This is a genomic window from Glycomyces buryatensis (genome assembly GCF_004912275.1).
Taxonomy (GTDB): Bacteria; Actinomycetota; Actinomycetes; order Mycobacteriales; family Micromonosporaceae; genus Glycomyces; species Glycomyces buryatensis.
Genome location: NZ_STGY01000019.1, coordinates 6,691 through 22,840, shown reverse-complemented (window position 1 = coordinate 22,840; position 16,150 = coordinate 6,691). Strand labels below are relative to the sequence as shown.

The window sequence follows — 16,150 nt, the reverse complement described above, 5'->3', positions numbered from 1 at the left end:
GGCCGTCCCCCAGGACCGGCCGGGCTCTTGCCGTGTCCGCGGCCGTTAATCGGCGTCCATGGCGCGCCCGCACTCGGAGCATTCCGGCGGCTTCTGGCGCGGCACCTCCACGAACTCCTCGGCGACGATCCACAGCCGCCAGTACTCCTCATCCTCGCGGATGACCGTGATCGAGGTGATGTCGTCCCGGTTCGGGCGCTCCAGCCCCCAGATGATGTCCAAGGGCGCCTTGTGCTTCGCGAGCTTCACCTCGCGGCCCTTGAGGTAGTAGCCGGCCCGGGAGTAGACCAGCTCGGACTGCTCCCCGTGCTCCTTGGGGACCGGTTCGGGGCGCCGCTGGTTGGTGAAGGCGTGGTACTCGGTGTGCAGCTGACGGGCGATCTGCTGCAACGGCACCGACGAATAGGCCTTGACCCAGCGGTTCGCCGGCTGGTTCTTCCACTGCGTCAACCGCGCCGAGATCTCGGCGTAGGACAGCTTCGACTCGTCCCGGCGCCACTCGCGCTGAAAGACCGACAGGGACCAGTTGTAAACAGCCCGAACCGCTTCGAGGGTCTCCTCGAGGTTCCGGAGCTGTTGATCATCGGGGTCGAACGTATACTCGTAGCCGCGTTTCACCAAGTGGGTCATGGGTTTCGTCAGATCCATGACCTGTTGATATCAAACGATTACGCACCGACACGTGTTCCTCACCTCATCGGCGTGTCGGTGTCGTTATAGTGATGACGCCCAGGTCAGACGCACGAATCCCCCGGCATGGGCTCGCCACACCGGGGGACGTTGTGATTCGTTACTCGCCCTTGGCAATCGCCAGCAGGCTTGTGAAATCCGAGGTCTTCAGGGCAAAGATCGGGGAGCCGTCGCCCAACTTTGAGTCCCGAACTTGGAACCCGTCGCCTTCGGTGCGCGCTTCAACACAGTTGTTGTTCGCGCCACTCCGGCTCGACTTACGCCATGCGGTCATCGCGCTACTCCTCCAGGGATGTCGCCGGTTGTCTCGTCACACTAAATGTACGTCGGAAGTGCGCAACCGTCGCAGGGGCCTCTTCGTACCGGCAGCCGTCGCGCGCCTCCAGATAGACGACATCGGGATCATCCCCATCGGGAAAGTCCATGATCATGTATGAGCTATCCATCGACGCGTGCAACCCGGCACCGAACGGCAACACCCGGATGTCGACGTTGGGCCGCTCAGCATCGAGCCTCAGCCGTTCCAGTTGACCGGGGGTCATACCACGCCGGAGCACGGCCTCATTGATGACCACGATGATCTCAGGGCCGGGATCGCGCTCCCAGAATTTGACTTGCCGGAGTTCGCGAAGTTCGATTGCCTCGGAGGTGATCCCGTCGATGTTCTCCATGTACTCGCGCTCTTGGAACCATCCCGGCACCAGTTCACTCGCGTAGATGAAAATCCGGTCGGACGCTTGTTCGAGTTCAAGGAGCAATGCAAAGTCCTTGACCATGATCGTTGAGAACGGTTCCCACCAGCCGGGTTCTAGCGACTCACGGGCCATGCGGACGAGTTCAGCGGTCAGGTCTTCCGGTGCGCCGTATAGCCGTGCGAGTTCTTGGATCTCCGGCCAGGACAAGTCTGGTTGTTTACCGCTCTCGATGGCGTACAACTTGGACTTGCCCATGATCTTCGCGCGGAGGATCGCGTTCACGGTCATGCCTGAATCGAGGCGGAGGCGGCGTAGATGTCGGCCGAGATGTCGGCGCTTGAGCATGGCTCCCATGCCCGAACACATTGCCATGACTTGGCCCGCAGTGGAACCACAGAGCACCGCGAAACCGGTGTCCGATCTTCGGACATTCCACACTCGACAGTGTTCGAATCCCGGAACGTGTGTCAGGGCTCCAACCTCCGTAACGTCGACCACATGGCTACGGATGATGACCACCAGCCCGACCACGACAGCGGTACGTGTGTCAGGTGTGGATCAGAGTGGCCTTGTGAGGCAGTAGTGAGGACGTGTGACGGATGACGGTTGACGCGATGAAGGACCACGCCCGGAGGTCCAAGCGGTTTCACTTCGAGGCGACAGACGATGACGGCAGCGGCCTCGGGTATTGCTTGAGGTGCATGGTGACGCGTGGCCGAAAGGTCCCGTACCCGTGCCTTGAGGTCCAGATCGCCGATGCCGTGCTCACGGACCGGTAAGTCCCACTTTCGCATCCTCCGAACGGGCCATAGCGCGTAAGCCTCGACTTCGAAATCATCGAATAGCCATTCATCGAGAGGGCATCCGGCACTATGCCGGGTGTCCTTTTGTCGTAGCCGGAAGGTGATTCTAGTCACCCATTATTGCGCGAAAGGGATTTCCATTTGAGAGCGGTTGTAACCGAAGACGTAACATTTATCCATGACCAACGCAGAAACACTATTCGGAACACAGCCCGCCCACGGGATCCTTAAGAAACAAGGGCAGGGCTCCATTCGGTATTGCTCCGAGAAAATAGACGTCCCGCTCGGATCTCTCCGAGGATCAATTATGGGGCGAAGGCGACCGACTCCGGAGATTCGTGAGCGACTGCCGGAATACCTCGGGGTTCCGCTCAACCACCTATTCACGCCCGATGCTCTGGCACCGGAATACATGAGGCGAGGGGAGGAGAAGACGCAATGAGCGCGCGACCGAGGCGTATTGACTTCCGGGAAGGTGTGGACCCTGGCAGGCTAAAAGATCGTATCGACTTCCTTGAGAAGAAGATGGCGGAACTGCTGGGTTGTCTCAACGAGGTTGAGCAACGGGTGGAGGACCAAGAGAACGAAATTTACTCGCTTCAGGAACCTATGCAAAAGGGCGCCCGTAGCCAACGGACGCCCTTACCACTCAACGAAAGGAAACAACAACTAAAGGAAGCCACCCGATCAACAGAACCCCGCTCAAAGAATTCAATCAAAAGGAAAGCAAGCAATCAGAACTAACCGAAAGCGAGTTAATCATATCATGAGCGATATTCAGGATAGCGGGCCTCCGCTCTGGACCAAAGAGCGTGATGAATGGAAGATCAATAAACGAGTTGATCGAGTGAAAGACCTCATCGCGCGGGACGCACTAACCCCAGAAAACACGTTCAACATTCTCGGCTCTGATCCCGACAATGCCGAGTATTTCCCAGAAGACCAGGCCAAGATTGCCCTTGTGCGGCTTGGTGAAGAGGCATACAACCAACTCTTCGCAGTCGCTAAGACCATGGACCACGTGTGCGGTGTCGTCAACCCGTACGCGGGCATGTCGGAAAAGGCCCTAGCAGCCAAACTGAGGGACGAAGAGGCCGAATTCGATGTACCCCCATGGGTGACGTGGTCTACGAGCTTGAAAGAACAGGTAGCGCGCTACGAACGGGGCGAGAGCGACAAGGACGCATGGATTCGCGAGACACGGTCCACACGGGAGCGATTCGGACTGCGCTTGATAGAAGTAGTGAAGAGCGGCGGGACGATCGATGACTTGGACGATGAGTTCACCGATGACGACTATAAGAACCTGAACTACCTGATGGAGATGGACATGCAGGCAGCGGGGGACTATAAAGACATGCGGGTAACGGGCGAGGACGCAGAGATCGAGCCACACCAGAACTCATGGACGTTGGATGATCTCAGAAAGGCCTACTTCGCACCGATTGAGTGGGTGATCCCCGGGCTCATTCCCGAGGGCGTGACGATGGTCGTTGCGGCTCCTAAGATCGGCAAAACGTGGCTCATGCTCAATATCGCCTTCGCAACCGTGCAAGGCAGTGAAGTGCTCGGGATCAAGGCACCCCCCGGTGAGGTGCTGATGATCGCTCTAGACGACCCCTCAGCGCGGCGTATGCAGGACCGGAGCGAACAGGTCATTAAGGCGCTTGGGGATGACGGGTTCCGGCCAAAGCACGAGTTGCACATTGAACTTGACTATCCCACGCTCAAGGACGGGGGAGCCGAGCAATTGGACGATTGGCTTCGTGCGCATCCAGACTGCCGCCTCGTCATCATCGACACCTTGAGCCGGATGCGCGACGAGTCAGCCCAGAAGCGGGAGGCTGGCAAGGCGGAGGAGGAGGCCATGGCAATGCTCAAGAAGATTGCCGACCATCACCGAGTCGCTATCGTCGTAACGCACCACACGAGGAAAGCAGAGACCGACGACTTCGTGGCAATGGCCTCGGGCCACACCAAACTGACCGGAGGGGCTGACACGATCATTAACCTCAATCGCCCACGAGGTCAGAATCGGGTGGTCGCCAACGTCACCGGTCGGGATGTTGAGGAACAAGATCACGTCTGGATGTTCGAAAGCCCGCTGTGGACCGCAACCGATCAGAAACCCGCCGAGCTCGACTTGAGCGACACGCAGCAACGCATCCTCGACTACTTGAAGGCGAATGGTGAAGGCACGGCCAGAGAAATTGCGGCCTACTGGGACATCAGTGAGAACACGATTCGACAGCGGTTGCACAAGATGAAGAAAGCCGGGACGGTAGTGCAGGACGCCGAGCGCAAGCCGTACCGGTTGCCGTGACCGTGCCGCGCGATTCGGCCCACCCCCCGTAACGTCGTAACGTCGTAACAACTGCACGTCAAACGCCTGGACCCCATAACAAACCCCGTAACAACACGGTGCGTTATCGCATAATCACAATGGGCAACGTTACGGCCCGACGTTACGGTTTGTTACGGGCAATATGGCCCCTGACCAGGGGTTGTTACGACGTTACGAACGTGTGTGTATGGGGGTTCGGATATGCGGCACGGTCGAATTCACGGGCTGGGCTCGTTAAGGCCCCTGAGTGGCTGACTGACGCCTTCCCGCTCGATCGGTGTGGATTGCTCAGGTGTCGATGCGGTAGGCGGCGTAAATGGCTTCCAGCTCGTCGGAGACGAACGAACGGCGCGCGTTGATGTCGTCGGTGTAGGCCAGGCGTCCGAGGCGCTCAGCGAGGCGGAAGAACCCATCCCCCGGCAGGCGTGGGGAGTCGACCGTACGGACCAAGACCGAGATCATGAACTCGTGCTCGGTTGTGGCGAGGTGGCGCGCGTTGAGGTCGTCGCACAGCAGCCCGATTTGCCGGACGAAGTAGTGACCCTTCGGAGGATCGATTGGGGTTCCGAGTTCGATGTTGAGTTGCTTGTACGTGAGGGTGTCGCCTCGCTTGGCATGTTCGATGAGAACAGCCAGGCCGGCCTCTTTGAGTTCCGGAGGGAAGGGCATGGTCTTACTCCTTGCTCGAAGGGTGGTTGATATGGCTATTAGAGCACTCCTGTAAAGCGCGTTTGTCGCGGGGAATGGGTGGATATCGGGAGGGGTAGGGATGGGGGGATGTTATTTGCTGTCTTATGGCGGGGTTTCTTATGATGTCGGCATGAGGGTGAGAAACAAGCGGGTGCAGTTGGTGTGTGGTCGGGAGCCGTTGAACGACTATCGGCTTACTCAGGCACAGGACGAGAAAGAACAGCGGGAAGCTGAAGAGGCGGCGCTCCGTGAAGGTGTGGACAGAGCGAAGCGCATCGCATTGCGCGGGCTCAAGGGCGGGATCTTGACTCACTCGGAATTGTTCGGGGGTGTCGATGGGGTGCATATGGCTGACGCGTTGCAAGAGCTGATGGACGATGGCACCGTGAGCCGCAGGACTGAATACGTTTATGTAATGCAAGATTAGACCGAATAACAATTGAGGAAGTGGACTAACAAATGGCCGCTAAGAACGGGCGACGGAACGGACGCTCCCGCGCCCAGCGTAGAGAGCTAGCCATTCGAGCGCTTGAGATGCATCGAAAGGGCATGTACTACCCGGATATTGCAAAGGAACTCGGCGTTAAGTCTCCGACAACGATCTCTAATTGGGTAAATGAGCTACTAGAAGAACGTGCAGTTGAGGGCGTGAATCAGTACCGCGCCACCGTAGAGGATCGGCTCGACCATCTTGTGTCATTGCTCCATGCCGAGCTACAGGAATCGGACATTACCGTAAGCCAGAAGCTCAAAATCTATCAGCAATTGGCCTCGATAGAAATGAAGCGCGTGAGCCTTCTCGGCCTCGCCGTGCCGGTCAAGACCGTTGTGGAACTTCAGAGTACCGATGTATGGGAGGACGACTGATGCCGTTCAGTGTCGAGGCGACCAAGCGCGAGGCGAAGAGGCAAGCCGCCATCAAGAATCAACGCTGTGTGGTGCATCGGCAGCGAGTCCGGATCGCGCTCATTGCCAATGCGATGGAAGCGCAAGGACAAGACCCGATGGTCAGCTACAGCCATCCGTGGACCTCGTCATGTCGAGCAGAGGCACCGGCCGAACGTAAGCGCCGCAACGATCTCGTGGCGGAAGCGCGGCAGGCGTCCCTTGAAGACAAAGCGATCGTCAACGGTCGCATGGCCGAGGATGACTAAGAACGCCCTCAGCCGTCCGATGACGATTGGCCCATGTGACGACACCACCCGCCCGTGCTCGTACCGCTAGAACGATCTCAGCGGCTTGTATGCACATCCACATGACGCGTGTCGAACCCCCGAACATCATTCAGGGGAATGCAGGTTCCCAAAACTAATAGCCCGATTCCCCAGCGTCAGACCACATCCGGTGCGATCATGTCGGAATGAATGAGATACAGGACCTTAATGCGCCCCAGAACCCGGCTGCCGACGCCGAGCGGGCTGTTAGAGCCGCAGCTGTCCAGGCCGCCGTGAGCCTTTCCGGCGGGTCGGAGGGACCACCAATGCCCCGGACATTCTTCAGGCGAGTCGAAATCATCGAGGCGTACATCCGTGATGGGTCAAAGCCTGAGAAGGACGTCATGATGAAAGATTGGTAGTCGCTACACCAAACGGTCAATTCCTAAGAACTCAACTGCCATTCACCCATTGCGGACTTTGACGGGTGTCATATATGTTGACACTATGGCCGCTACGAACAGTGAGACAATGGCCGAGATGGTGCTACGAGAACCGTTGTGGGAGTGGATGGCGAGGCATCGGCAGACACACCCCACCTCCGGATACAGGGCGATGGCTCGCGACTTGTATCGAGCTACCGGGGGTACGTTCTTCATTTCTCACACTTTCTTGTGGTCGTATTGGCGGAGGCACGCGGATTCAGATCACGTCGCCTCCGCCATAACCAGACTCGACCATTAGGGAATGACTACTTATGCTTAACGAAGACAACGACTATCCGGACATCCGCGCGAAGTTCGCGCATGATTGGAACCAGAAAGCACGCCGCTACCTCCCCGAAGATGTCGACATCAAGGCACTCAAGCGGGTGCATGATAAGGGACTCAACGAAGCCCTTAGAATGGCTCGTGACCATGACAAGGGCATTCGTGCCGCTCAAGCCGAGAATGGCGGTACCGCTTCCGACCAATTCACGGCAGGTGTGGACCGCAGGAATAAGCAGCGAGATGCACGCCAAGGCTATAAGGGCAATGACGTTCTTACGCCTAAAGTCCTTGACCGCTTTACCGAAGATGTTGAGGCGTACGGCCGACCCACTAAGAAGACCCTCGATCGGGTGACGGATAGGCTTAACGCACAATTCCCGTCCGAGTCTTCGATCTACCCGCAACAGTCGTCCGGTGCCATTGCGGCAGCCGTCGCACTCATGGCGGGCAAGCGTCAGACGGAGGCCGACAATGCCGACCGTTGATCTCGCAGACGCAGCGGCCGTTGAGGCGAAACTTGATGAATTGGTGCCCAGGCGTCGCGCCGGTACTTCTTTGTGTCGGTATGAACTCGACTTCGCCAATCAGACGTATCATCGTGGAGACCTCAAGGCAGCGATCCAAAGTCGACACGAGGCTATCGCCACCAGTGGTGAACTCACGTCCTCGTCCGAACTCGCCGCAGCCGAAGACATCGTGACTTGGATCGATGGTCGCAATGCGCGCTCTCAGGTCCCGCTCTTGACCTCCGTTGCCGTAGTCTCCACAATGATGGACCGACTCGGGTTCGTTGCGGCAGCAGAAGCCGACATCACCACGGCCGTAGCCACCAGGCGACAGCGGTTCGTTGACGGAGAAGGAGCCCTCGACGGGGTTAATTAGACTCCACTCGGGTTCCATCACGGCCGAGTGGATAGCCGCATTCTTCCATTCTCCTTTGGATGCGGCAGAGGGATCACACCTTGTTCGGACATGGGGTGTGGTCCCTCTTTTACTATCTCCGCTTACGAAACGTGCATTTGCTATTTACGGGATCGCGTAAATAGAGACTCTCGGCAGTTGTGCGACCATTGATGACGGCAGGTCACGCGGTAAAGCGCAGGCTCATTAATGATCTTGACTGATCGTCGTTGACCTCCAGAGCTGACATCAATTTCAGTGATGTCAGCTTCTTTAACCCGCATACTCGACACCCCCGCCATCTACCTTGGCGGGGGTGTTGTTCAGTCCAGGCTAATTGCCCGTTTCCCTCAGCGGTTGCGCGCCAGAACTCCCCGGATGGTGGACGAGCGCCATTCCTTGCCACCGTGCGCGGTTGGGACACCATCGAGGTTCAGCGTGTCGGCAATGGCCTTCAGGGTTGCCCCAGATCCACGCAGATCGAGTATCCGGCCGATTGTGTGGTCACTTACCGCCCGTGGCCTCCCGAGCCGCGTGCCGGATTCTCGGGCGGCCTGAAGTGCCTCCGTGGTCCGCTCGGATATGATCCGGCGCTCCCACTGTGCAATCTGCACGATGATCCCCGCCACCAGTTCACCATTGGGTGTGGACGTGTCAACCCCCAAGTCGAGCAACGCGATTGACCACCCCTCGTCTCGGGACTTTTGCACGATGGTGCCGAAGTCCGCCACCGACCGAGACAGCCGGTCCAACTTGGACACGATGAGCCCATGCGCGCGACCGTGCCGAAGTTCGTTCAGGGCCCACACCAAACCCGGCCGGTTGACGTTGGCGCCGGTACGGCCGTCATCTACGGGAGCCCAGATCAACGTCCAGCCCCGATGACGCGCTTCCCGTGTGATGACCCCGCGTTGGGCCTCGATGCCGTGAGCGTCGATCTCAGGGCGCTTTTTGTTGACCTTGCTCCGGCGCAAGTAACCGATCATGATCTTTTGCATGTCACGTCCATTCATTCTTTCTTTTCACGGACATAGAAAGACCCCCCGTCGCCAGCCAGGACGGGGGGTCTTACGCGCCACTCCCCACCGAGTGGCGCAGGTGGGTCAGCTAATGAGTTGCCACACGGCCGACCACGCGGTAGTAACCGTTGCCTTCGCCCAGGACCACGCGGTTTCGATCTTGTGGGGCATGGCGAGGAGCATGAGAGCGCCGCACGCGGAGTACGCGAGGCAGATCGTCACCACCAGCGCCCGGGGCGAGTCGGTGAACTTCCGGGCCCAGTGGGCGAGTTGCAGGACGGCCAGAGCGGCGAGGACGGCAGTTGCGGTGAGGGCGCGGTTGATCATTGGGGGTTGCTTCTTTCGCGAGTTGGACGATGATGACGAGGCCGAGAATGATCGGGATGAACAGCAGATACGACATGTTCACTTCGCCATCACCTTCTCGCGAATGGACGTGAGTTCCTTTTTGGTCAGCGATGAGAGGTCGTACCGCTTGCCTTTGCCGACGTTCAGACCCAACGCGCGCAACGCCTGTCGGATGGCGAACGCCGAGGTGCCGAAGATGTCGGCCAGTTCGCGGGGGGTGGACACCGAACCCGGCAGCGCGGGACCTTCGTCGGTGATCTCAGAGACGTCATCCGGGATGTCGTCGGCTTCGATGTACGCGCCACCATCCATCGTGATCACGGTCATCTCGCCTTCGAAGTCGTATTCCTCTTCGTTGCGGGTGTCGTCCATCACGTCATCGTCGGCCGTCTCGGCTTCGTCGGCAACGTCCGCGTTTAGGACGTCATCGGTGTGGAACGCAGCCACTTCGGACTCGTAGTCGGCTTCGGTGCGGGTGTCCTCGATTTCTTCGGTGACCACGGCCGACACACGGCGGAGGGAGCGGGTGGTTTCTTTCCCGCCATCGGAGGGGACGATGCGGACGCCTTTCGCGTTGACGCCCTTCATGATTCCCGAGATGCGGGTGTCGTCGGTCAGGACGAGGGTGACGAATTCGCCGGTCAGATCGCGGATGTCGTCGGGCATAACGGCCGTGAGTTCCATGGTGTGCTCCTTCGTTGCGGTCCTCCCTTGTGGAGGAACCCGTTAACCGTAAAAGCCCAGCTCACGGTATCTAATAGGCCGAGACGGCGGCCCTCAACACCGAACGGTTGAATAGGCCCTATGCATCACGCGGGCATGAAAAAGCCGCCATCGCGATTCACGATGGCGGCCCCGTTGACGTGCGGTTACACGGTCAGCTCGGTGTTGTCACGGATGGTGTCGCGCACCGAAGCGGCAACCCCGGATTCTGTGGGGTCAATGGAATGCATAACCGCCATGATCACGTTGGCGTCAGCGGGGGTCAGACGGGGGTTTCCGTCCCAGGTGGACCACATGATGTAGTTGACCAGGCCCGTGATGTTGTCCGGGTGCGTGATGACGTGATCCAGGAAGTCGATCAGGGTTTCTTCCACGGGATTCTCCTTCGTTCGGTGTGTGACCACCATAAGAGGGCCCGTGACCAGGTCTAATAGGTCGAAGAGGCCGGCCTCTATGACGTTCGGTTGAATAGGGCCTATGCATCGGGGATCGGGAACACCCGAACCAGGAGGTCAGCCGCATCTTCGGGCCGCGTGTCGGTCGCCTCGATCACGTTGCCACGCATGATGATCGGTGGCTTCCGCCCATGCCAGCGCGCGTGTTCGTCGCTCCGATCCCCGGTGTGGTCCACATACGACATGCGGGAACTTCCGTCCTTCAGTTGGGCCGCAAGGTCATCGGGCCATGACCACCGCGTGAGGCCGAACGGGAGCACGAACACCCGAAGTCCGGTGCGGCGCAACAACTCTCCGCGTTCGATGTCGTCAACGCCAGCGCGCCACGCCTCGCCGTACGTCCGGCCGGTTGGGACATAGTCGTAATGGGCTTCGACTCGGGGCATTGCGGCGAGTGTCGCGACCCGTTCCTCTTGTGCGGCAATCTGTCGCTCCCATGGTTCACGGGCGCTCCCGGTCCTACTCGCCGCTTGCGCGATGAGGTAGTCGCGCGCCTCTTCAGCCTCTCCGAGTTGTTCGGTGTGGTCCACACCCGGTATGAACTGCCGTTTCGTCTCGGGGATCTTCCACAGGGCCATGAGCGCGCCGTGACTCACCAGGGTGTCGAGTTGGTCAGCCCGCACCGACTGCCGTTTGCAACTCGAAGTTCGACACCAGTAGTAGCCCGGATGGTCGGCCCGATCGCCTCGCCGCTTGATGTACATCTTCTCGCCGCACACGGAGCAATAGGCAATTTGAGAGAGCAACGCGGGCTTGCCTTTTCGCGCCCATGCCTTGGGTTTGGCCCGCGTGTCGAGGACGCCTTGCAACCGGTCCCAGTCGCGTTTCTCGATGAGAGGCGGGCCGAATTGTGTTGGTACCCCATCCATGCCCCGGATGACGTCTCCGTCTCTTCCAACGCCTTGGCCGAGTGGTCGGCGGGAGCGCAGATAGTTCCGCATGGTGTTCGTGGCCCACTTGTCTCCGCGTGGCGACGGAATGCCCCTCTTATTGAGGTCGATGCAGATTGAGTTGAGGGACTTTCCATCCGTCGCCCGTTGGATGATCTCGCGTGCTATTGGTGCCGTCTCGGGATCGGTGTCCAAGACGTAGCCCTCGCCCTCAAGGTTCTTGACCGCGCGATATCCAAAGGGCGTGATCCCGCCAGCCCATCGGCCTACGCTCCGGAGTTTGGCGCGTGAGTCCTTGGTGCGCATACTGATTACGTCGCGCTCCCACTCAGCCATTGCCGAGATGATCGTGGTGAAGAACTTTCCATGGGGTGTGGTGGTGTCGACCGTGCCATCTGTGGTCGCAATCTCCTTACCGTTCGCGGTCAGGAAGGCCGCGAGTTTCAGGAACTCCCCGACGTTCCGGCCGAAGCGGTCCAACTTCCACGCACACACGAGGTCATAGGTCGACATCTTGAGTGGGTCATTCAGCCACGGGCCGAAGCCCTCGCGTTCAAAGGGGGATGTCGCGCCACTCACGCCCGGATCTTCAGACCAGTCGATGAGTGTGTATCCGCGCAGGCGGCAGTACATTTCAATGTGCTCGCGCTGGCGCTCGATGGAGGTGGATTCGTCGGTGTCGCGGCTGATACGTAGCACGCCCAGAACTCGTTTGCTCACGAGGTATTGTATGTCATCTTTATGATCACACCGGCGTGTCGGCTGGCCAAGCGGCAAGTAACTTTGCCCGGTGCTTTTTGACATCGACCCCGGCCTGTTTGCCCTGCTCATCGCCGCGGCTCTGTTCGCCGGATGGGTCGACGCGGTCGTAGGCGGCGGCGGACTCATCACCCTGCCCGCCCTATTGGTGGCATTTCCCACTGCCCCGACGGTGCTCCTCTTGGGCACCAACAAGCTCGCCAGCGTCTGCGGCACGACCACTTCCGCGATCACGTACGCGCGCAAGATCAAACTCGAACACCGGCTGCTGTGGCCCACGGTCGGACTCGCGCTCGTCGGCTCCGGCGCCGGAGCGCTCACCGCCGCCCTCGTCTCCTCGAACGCGTTGAAGCCCATCATCATCGCCGTCCTGCTGGCGGTGCTGGTCCTGGTCATCACCAAGCCCGAGTTCGGGACCGAGCCGCAGCCGAAGCTGCGCACCAACTGGCGCGGCGCCGCCGTCATGCTCACCTGCGGTGTCGGCGTCGCCTTCTACGACGGCATCATCGGCCCCGGCACCGGCATCTTCCTCGCCGTCGCCTTCACCGGCATCCTCGGCTTCGACTACATCACCGCCGCCGCCCACACCAAGGTCGTCAACGCCGCCACCAACATCGGCGGCCTCGTCGTCTTCGCCGTGCAAGGCAGCGTGTGGTGGCAGCTCGGCCTCGCCATGGGCGCCGCCACCATGATCGGCGCCTGGATCGGCGCCCACACCGCCATGTCCAAGGGCTCACGCTTCATCCGCATCGTCATGGTCGTCGTCGTCCTGGGCCTCTTGACCCGCCTCTCCTGGGACGTGTGGACCGGCTGGCGCGCTTAAGGATCAGGGGTTGACGGCCAGGAACAGATAGGCCGCCAGCAACACCAGGTGGACGCCGCCCTGCATGCGGGTCGCGCGGCCGGGGACCACCGTGAGGACCGAGACGACGACCGTCAGCGCCAGCAGCACCATCTGCACCGGCCCCAGGCCCAGCACGAGCGGGCCGTCCATCCAGATCGAGGCGACCGCGATCGCCGGGATCGTCAGACCGATGCTCGCCATCGCCGAACCGTAGCCGAGGTTGAGGCTGATCTGGACCCGGTCGCGCAGCGCCGCCCGCACCGCCGCGATCGACTCCGGCAGCAGCACCAGCAGCGCGATGACCACGCCCACCGAGGACGGCGGGAAACCGAGCGCGTCGACACCGGCCTCGATCGACGGCGACTCGACCTTCGCCAGACCCACGACCGCCACCAGTGCGACCAGGAGCAGCCCCAGACTCGCCAGAGCGGCGCTGCCGGTGGGCGGGTCGGCGTGCACCTCGGCCTCGCGGGCCGAGCCGTCGGCATCGACCGGCAGGAAGAAGTCGCGGTGGCGCACCGTCTGGGTGAACACGAACATGCCCCACAGCGCCAGGCTCGCCAGCGCCGCGAACACCAGCTGCGAAGTGGAGAACTCGGGGCCGGGCTCGGCGGTGGTGAAGGTCGGCAGGACCAGGCAGACCGTGGCGAGGGTGGCGACGGTCGCCAGGGCCGCTCCGGCGCCCTCGGAGTTGAAGTGGATGACGCCGTGTCTGATGGCGCCGCACAGGATCGAGATGCCGACGATGCCGTTGGCGGTGATCATGACGGCGGCGAAGACGGTGTCGCGCGCGAGCGAGGAGGCGTCGGAGCCGCCCGAGGCCATGATCGTGAGGATGAGGGCGACCTCGATGACGGTGACGGCGACGGCGAGGACGAGCGAGCCGTACGGTTCGCCGACGCGGGCGGCGACGACCTCCGCGTGGTGGACGGCGGCCAGGACGGCGCCGCACAGGGCGGCCGCGACGATGGTGACCGGGACGGCGCCGAGCTGGCGTCCCCAGGTCAGTGCCAGCACCACCAGGCCCAACAGTGGCGTGAGGACGGTCCAGTTCAGAATCTTGGATCTCTTCGCGGCTGCCACCTGCGCATCGTCGCACAATCGGGCGCCGGTGCCGTGAGCCTTCACCGATCGCGAGGATCCGCGCACAGTCCCTTGAGCGTCCTCAATGCCCGAGGCAGCATGGGAAGGTAGCCGCCGCCCGACCGAGAATGTCGCACCGCCCTAGTACTGTCGACTCCGTAACGAGGCCGGCCAGAGCACTCATCGGAGTCCGCGGTCAGAGGGGGCGGGGCCGAGGACGGCTCCCGGAAGCCATCTCGGAGCAAGAATGAACCCGTATACCCGCCCCCATTAACGGTTTCGGCCCATTACCCTCGGGTGCATGTCCGATGCGAACCACCCCAGCGCCGTCGTCGCCCGCCTACGTGCTCACTACGAGAGCGGGCGGACCAAACCGTTCCCGTGGCGTCTCGAGCAGCTCAAGGGCCTGGACCGGCTGCTGCGCGACGCCGGGGACGAACTCGCCGACGCGCTGCGCGCCGACCTCGGCAAGGCCGCCCCCGAGTCGTTCCTGAGCGAGATCGACTTCGCCGCCGCCGAGGTGCGAAGCTTGCGCAAGCACCTGCGTTCGTGGTTGCGGCCCAAGCGGGTCCACACTCCGCCGCATCTCCAGCCCGCGCGGTCGTTCGTGCTGCGCGAGCCGCTGGGGGTCGTCGGGGTGATCGGGCCGTTCAACTACCCGGTGCAGCTGGCGCTCACCCCGCTCGCGGGGGCCCTGGCGTGCGGCAATGCGGTCGTCCTCAAGCCTTCGGAGGCGGCGGGGGCGACGTCGGCGGCGCTGGCGCGGCTGCTCAAGGAGTACCTGGACGAGGATGCCGTCGCGGTCGTCGAGGGCGGCCCCGATGTGACGTCGGCGCTGCTGGCCGAGCGCCTCGACCATGTCTTCTTCACCGGTTCGGCCCGCGTCGGCAAGATCGTCGCGAAGGCCGCGGCCGAGCACCTGACGCCGGTCACGCTCGAACTGGGCGGGAAGAGCCCGGCGATCGTGGAGCCGGGCGTGGACCTGGCCGCGGCGGCGCGGCGGATCGTGTGGGCGAAGTTCATGAACGCCGGCCAGACCTGCGTCGCCCCCGACTATGTGATCGCGGTCGACGACGTGGGCCGCGAGCTGGAGAAGCATCTGGCCGAGGCGGTGCGAGAGATGTACGGGCACGCCCCGGCCGAGAGCCCGGACTACGGGCGCATCATCGACGAGCGGTCCTTCGACCGCCTGGCGGCGTTCCTCGGCGAGGGCCGGTTGGTCTGCGGGGGCGGGCACAACCGCGGCGAGCGGTACATCGCGCCGACGGTCCTGGCCGATGTGGACGAAGGCGATGCCGTCATGGCGGAGGAGATCTTCGGCCCGATCCTGCCGATCGTGGCCGCCGAGACCCTGGACGACGCCATCGGGATCGTGCTGCGCCAGGAGAAGCCGCTGGCGCTGTATGCCTTCACGTCCTCGGACGCGACACGGCGGAAGCTGCTCACCCGGACCTCCTCGGGCGCAGTGGGATTCAATGTGGCGATGGCGCACATCGACGTGCCGGGGCTCCCGTTCGGCGGCGTCGGTTCCTCCGGTCTCGGCTCGTACCACGGGAAGTGGTCGATCGAGACGTTCAGCCACGCGAAGGCGGTGCTCGACAAGCCGCTGATGCCGGACACGATGCAGGTGGTCTACCCGCCGTTCACCGGGGTGAAGGAAGCGATCATGCGCAAGCTGCGCTAGCAGCAAAGTCGTTCGGCTGGAGCAGCTGCGCGGACGGTTTTGTCGCGCTTGGGGAGGCCTGCAATGGGAACCGGCGCGTCGGCGGGGCCATGCCGGTTTATGGTCGGGCTGCGCTACAGGCATCGGCGACGGCAGCGGTGGGGACGGGCGCGGCCTCCGTGCCCGTCCGCGGGGAGGGGGGAGGGGTGGCGGGGTGCGGGGGTGTGATGGTGCGGTGCGGTGCCGGTGGCGGTCGTGGTGAGACGTATTGTGCTGCAACCGTTCCACGGGTCGGATATGACCGGCGTCTCTTTGTCGTA

General features: G+C 61.7%; 20 protein-coding genes. 10 read left to right on the top strand and 10 right to left on the bottom strand.

Annotated elements, in window-relative coordinates:
- Window positions 1–45 precede the first annotated feature (45 nt).
- From FAB82_RS04890 to FAB82_RS04880, 3 genes are all read right to left on the bottom strand, one after another.
- Window positions 46–648, bottom strand: coding sequence for a helix-turn-helix domain-containing protein (locus tag FAB82_RS04890; protein ID WP_136533425.1), 603 nt, complete (start codon window positions 646–648; stop codon window positions 46–48).
- Window positions 649–790: 142 nt separating this feature from the next.
- Window positions 791–964 carry a DUF397 domain-containing protein gene (locus FAB82_RS04885; RefSeq protein ID WP_136533424.1) on the bottom strand — a complete coding sequence of 58 codons (174 nt, stop codon included), beginning with the start codon at window positions 962–964 and terminating at the stop codon, window positions 791–793.
- Window positions 965–968: 4 nt separating this feature from the next.
- Window positions 969–1,739, bottom strand: a complete 771-nt coding sequence (locus FAB82_RS04880) for a helix-turn-helix domain-containing protein (protein ID WP_168801421.1) — start codon at window positions 1,737–1,739, stop codon at window positions 969–971.
- 887 nt (window positions 1,740–2,626) lie between these two features.
- On the opposite strand from FAB82_RS04880, the gene FAB82_RS04875 reads away from it, so the two are divergent.
- Together FAB82_RS04875 and FAB82_RS04870 are read left to right on the top strand one after the other, a co-directional pair.
- On the top strand, window positions 2,627–2,932 hold the full coding sequence (locus FAB82_RS04875; RefSeq protein ID WP_136533422.1) for a hypothetical protein: 306 nt from the start codon (window positions 2,627–2,629) through the stop codon (window positions 2,930–2,932).
- A gap of 22 nt (window positions 2,933–2,954) precedes the next feature.
- A complete protein-coding gene (locus tag FAB82_RS04870) occupies window positions 2,955–4,511 on the top strand; it encodes an AAA family ATPase (protein WP_136533421.1) in 1,557 nt (518 codons plus the stop codon).
- A gap of 309 nt (window positions 4,512–4,820) precedes the next feature.
- Here FAB82_RS04870 and FAB82_RS04865 read toward each other — a convergent pair whose 3' ends face one another.
- A complete protein-coding gene (locus FAB82_RS04865) occupies window positions 4,821–5,201 on the bottom strand; it encodes a hypothetical protein (protein ID WP_136533420.1) in 381 nt (126 codons plus the stop codon).
- 151 nt (window positions 5,202–5,352) lie between these two features.
- Here FAB82_RS04865 and FAB82_RS04860 point away from each other — a divergent pair, with 151 nt between their 5' ends.
- From FAB82_RS04860 to FAB82_RS04835, 6 genes are all read left to right on the top strand, one after another.
- Window positions 5,353–5,649: a hypothetical protein gene (locus FAB82_RS04860; RefSeq protein WP_136533419.1), complete on the top strand. Its 297-nt coding sequence runs from the start codon at window positions 5,353–5,355 to the stop codon at window positions 5,647–5,649.
- A 32-nt stretch (window positions 5,650–5,681) separates the two neighbouring features.
- Complete coding sequence (locus tag FAB82_RS04855; RefSeq protein ID WP_136533418.1) at window positions 5,682–6,089, top strand: helix-turn-helix domain-containing protein; 408 nt, start codon at window positions 5,682–5,684, stop codon at window positions 6,087–6,089.
- Window positions 6,089–6,376, top strand: a complete 288-nt coding sequence (locus FAB82_RS04850) for a hypothetical protein (protein WP_136533417.1) — start codon at window positions 6,089–6,091, stop codon at window positions 6,374–6,376. Before FAB82_RS04855 ends, FAB82_RS04850 begins: the two co-directional genes overlap by 1 nt.
- A gap of 206 nt (window positions 6,377–6,582) precedes the next feature.
- The gene (locus tag FAB82_RS04845; protein WP_136533416.1) at window positions 6,583–6,798 is read left to right on the top strand and encodes a hypothetical protein; all 216 of its coding nucleotides are present in this window, start codon (window positions 6,583–6,585) and stop codon (window positions 6,796–6,798) included.
- Between the two features lie 335 nt (window positions 6,799–7,133).
- The gene (locus FAB82_RS04840) at window positions 7,134–7,631 is read left to right on the top strand and encodes a hypothetical protein (protein ID WP_136533415.1); all 498 of its coding nucleotides are present in this window, start codon (window positions 7,134–7,136) and stop codon (window positions 7,629–7,631) included.
- A complete protein-coding gene (locus FAB82_RS04835; protein ID WP_136533414.1) occupies window positions 7,618–8,028 on the top strand; it encodes a hypothetical protein in 411 nt (136 codons plus the stop codon). The genes FAB82_RS04840 and FAB82_RS04835 overlap by 14 nt, the downstream gene beginning before the upstream one ends.
- A 368-nt stretch (window positions 8,029–8,396) precedes the next feature.
- Here FAB82_RS04835 and FAB82_RS04830 read toward each other — a convergent pair whose 3' ends face one another.
- From FAB82_RS04830 to FAB82_RS04810, 5 genes are all read right to left on the bottom strand, one after another.
- Window positions 8,397–9,044 carry a recombinase family protein gene (locus FAB82_RS04830; protein WP_168801420.1) on the bottom strand — a complete coding sequence of 216 codons (648 nt, stop codon included), beginning with the start codon at window positions 9,042–9,044 and terminating at the stop codon, window positions 8,397–8,399.
- Window positions 9,045–9,149: 105 nt separating this feature from the next.
- Complete coding sequence (locus tag FAB82_RS04825) at window positions 9,150–9,392, bottom strand: hypothetical protein (RefSeq protein WP_136533412.1); 243 nt, start codon at window positions 9,390–9,392, stop codon at window positions 9,150–9,152.
- Between the two features lie 78 nt (window positions 9,393–9,470).
- Window positions 9,471–10,097, bottom strand: coding sequence for a hypothetical protein (locus tag FAB82_RS04820; protein WP_136533411.1), 627 nt, complete (start codon window positions 10,095–10,097; stop codon window positions 9,471–9,473).
- Window positions 10,098–10,282: 185 nt separating this feature from the next.
- Window positions 10,283–10,510 carry a hypothetical protein gene (locus FAB82_RS04815; RefSeq protein ID WP_136533410.1) on the bottom strand — a complete coding sequence of 76 codons (228 nt, stop codon included), beginning with the start codon at window positions 10,508–10,510 and terminating at the stop codon, window positions 10,283–10,285.
- Between the two features lie 101 nt (window positions 10,511–10,611).
- On the bottom strand, window positions 10,612–12,201 hold the full coding sequence (locus tag FAB82_RS04810) for a recombinase family protein (RefSeq protein ID WP_168801419.1): 1,590 nt from the start codon (window positions 12,199–12,201) through the stop codon (window positions 10,612–10,614).
- A gap of 82 nt (window positions 12,202–12,283) precedes the next feature.
- Between FAB82_RS04810 and FAB82_RS04805 the strand changes: the two genes are divergently transcribed.
- Window positions 12,284–13,063 (top strand): TSUP family transporter, encoded by a 780-nt coding sequence (locus FAB82_RS04805; protein WP_136533435.1) that lies wholly within the window; start codon window positions 12,284–12,286, stop codon window positions 13,061–13,063.
- A gap of 3 nt (window positions 13,064–13,066) precedes the next feature.
- Here the strand turns inward: FAB82_RS04805 and FAB82_RS04800 are convergent, their stop codons facing one another.
- Window positions 13,067–14,167 (bottom strand): calcium:cation antiporter, encoded by a 1,101-nt coding sequence (locus FAB82_RS04800; RefSeq protein ID WP_136533408.1) that lies wholly within the window; start codon window positions 14,165–14,167, stop codon window positions 13,067–13,069.
- 301 nt (window positions 14,168–14,468) lie between these two features.
- On the opposite strand from FAB82_RS04800, the gene FAB82_RS04795 reads away from it, so the two are divergent.
- The gene (locus tag FAB82_RS04795) at window positions 14,469–15,851 is read left to right on the top strand and encodes an aldehyde dehydrogenase family protein (RefSeq protein ID WP_136533407.1); all 1,383 of its coding nucleotides are present in this window, start codon (window positions 14,469–14,471) and stop codon (window positions 15,849–15,851) included.
- Window positions 15,852–16,150 lie beyond the last annotated feature (299 nt).

Bases quoted from the DNA above. Each gene is read 5' to 3' on its own strand.
- FAB82_RS04890 (WP_136533425.1), bottom strand. From the start codon at position 648: ATGGATCTGACGAAACCCATGACCCACTTGGTGAAACGCGGCTACGAG.
- FAB82_RS04885 (WP_136533424.1), bottom strand. From the start codon at position 964: ATGACCGCATGGCGTAAGTCGAGCCGGAGTGGCGCGAACAACAACTGT.
- FAB82_RS04880 (WP_168801421.1), bottom strand. From the start codon at position 1,739: ATGGGAGCCATGCTCAAGCGCCGACATCTCGGCCGACATCTACGCCGC.
- FAB82_RS04875 (WP_136533422.1), top strand. From the start codon at position 2,627: ATGAGCGCGCGACCGAGGCGTATTGACTTCCGGGAAGGTGTGGACCCT.
- FAB82_RS04870 (WP_136533421.1), top strand. From the start codon at position 2,955: ATGAGCGATATTCAGGATAGCGGGCCTCCGCTCTGGACCAAAGAGCGT.
- FAB82_RS04865 (WP_136533420.1), bottom strand. From the start codon at position 5,201: ATGCCCTTCCCTCCGGAACTCAAAGAGGCCGGCCTGGCTGTTCTCATC.
- FAB82_RS04860 (WP_136533419.1), top strand. From the start codon at position 5,353: ATGAGGGTGAGAAACAAGCGGGTGCAGTTGGTGTGTGGTCGGGAGCCG.
- FAB82_RS04855 (WP_136533418.1), top strand. From the start codon at position 5,682: ATGGCCGCTAAGAACGGGCGACGGAACGGACGCTCCCGCGCCCAGCGT.
- FAB82_RS04850 (WP_136533417.1), top strand. From the start codon at position 6,089: ATGCCGTTCAGTGTCGAGGCGACCAAGCGCGAGGCGAAGAGGCAAGCC.
- FAB82_RS04845 (WP_136533416.1), top strand. From the start codon at position 6,583: ATGAATGAGATACAGGACCTTAATGCGCCCCAGAACCCGGCTGCCGAC.
- FAB82_RS04840 (WP_136533415.1), top strand. From the start codon at position 7,134: ATGCTTAACGAAGACAACGACTATCCGGACATCCGCGCGAAGTTCGCG.
- FAB82_RS04835 (WP_136533414.1), top strand. From the start codon at position 7,618: ATGCCGACCGTTGATCTCGCAGACGCAGCGGCCGTTGAGGCGAAACTT.
- FAB82_RS04830 (WP_168801420.1), bottom strand. From the start codon at position 9,044: ATGCAAAAGATCATGATCGGTTACTTGCGCCGGAGCAAGGTCAACAAA.
- FAB82_RS04825 (WP_136533412.1), bottom strand. From the start codon at position 9,392: ATGATCAACCGCGCCCTCACCGCAACTGCCGTCCTCGCCGCTCTGGCC.
- FAB82_RS04820 (WP_136533411.1), bottom strand. From the start codon at position 10,097: ATGGAACTCACGGCCGTTATGCCCGACGACATCCGCGATCTGACCGGC.
- FAB82_RS04795 (WP_136533407.1), top strand. From the start codon at position 14,469: ATGTCCGATGCGAACCACCCCAGCGCCGTCGTCGCCCGCCTACGTGCT.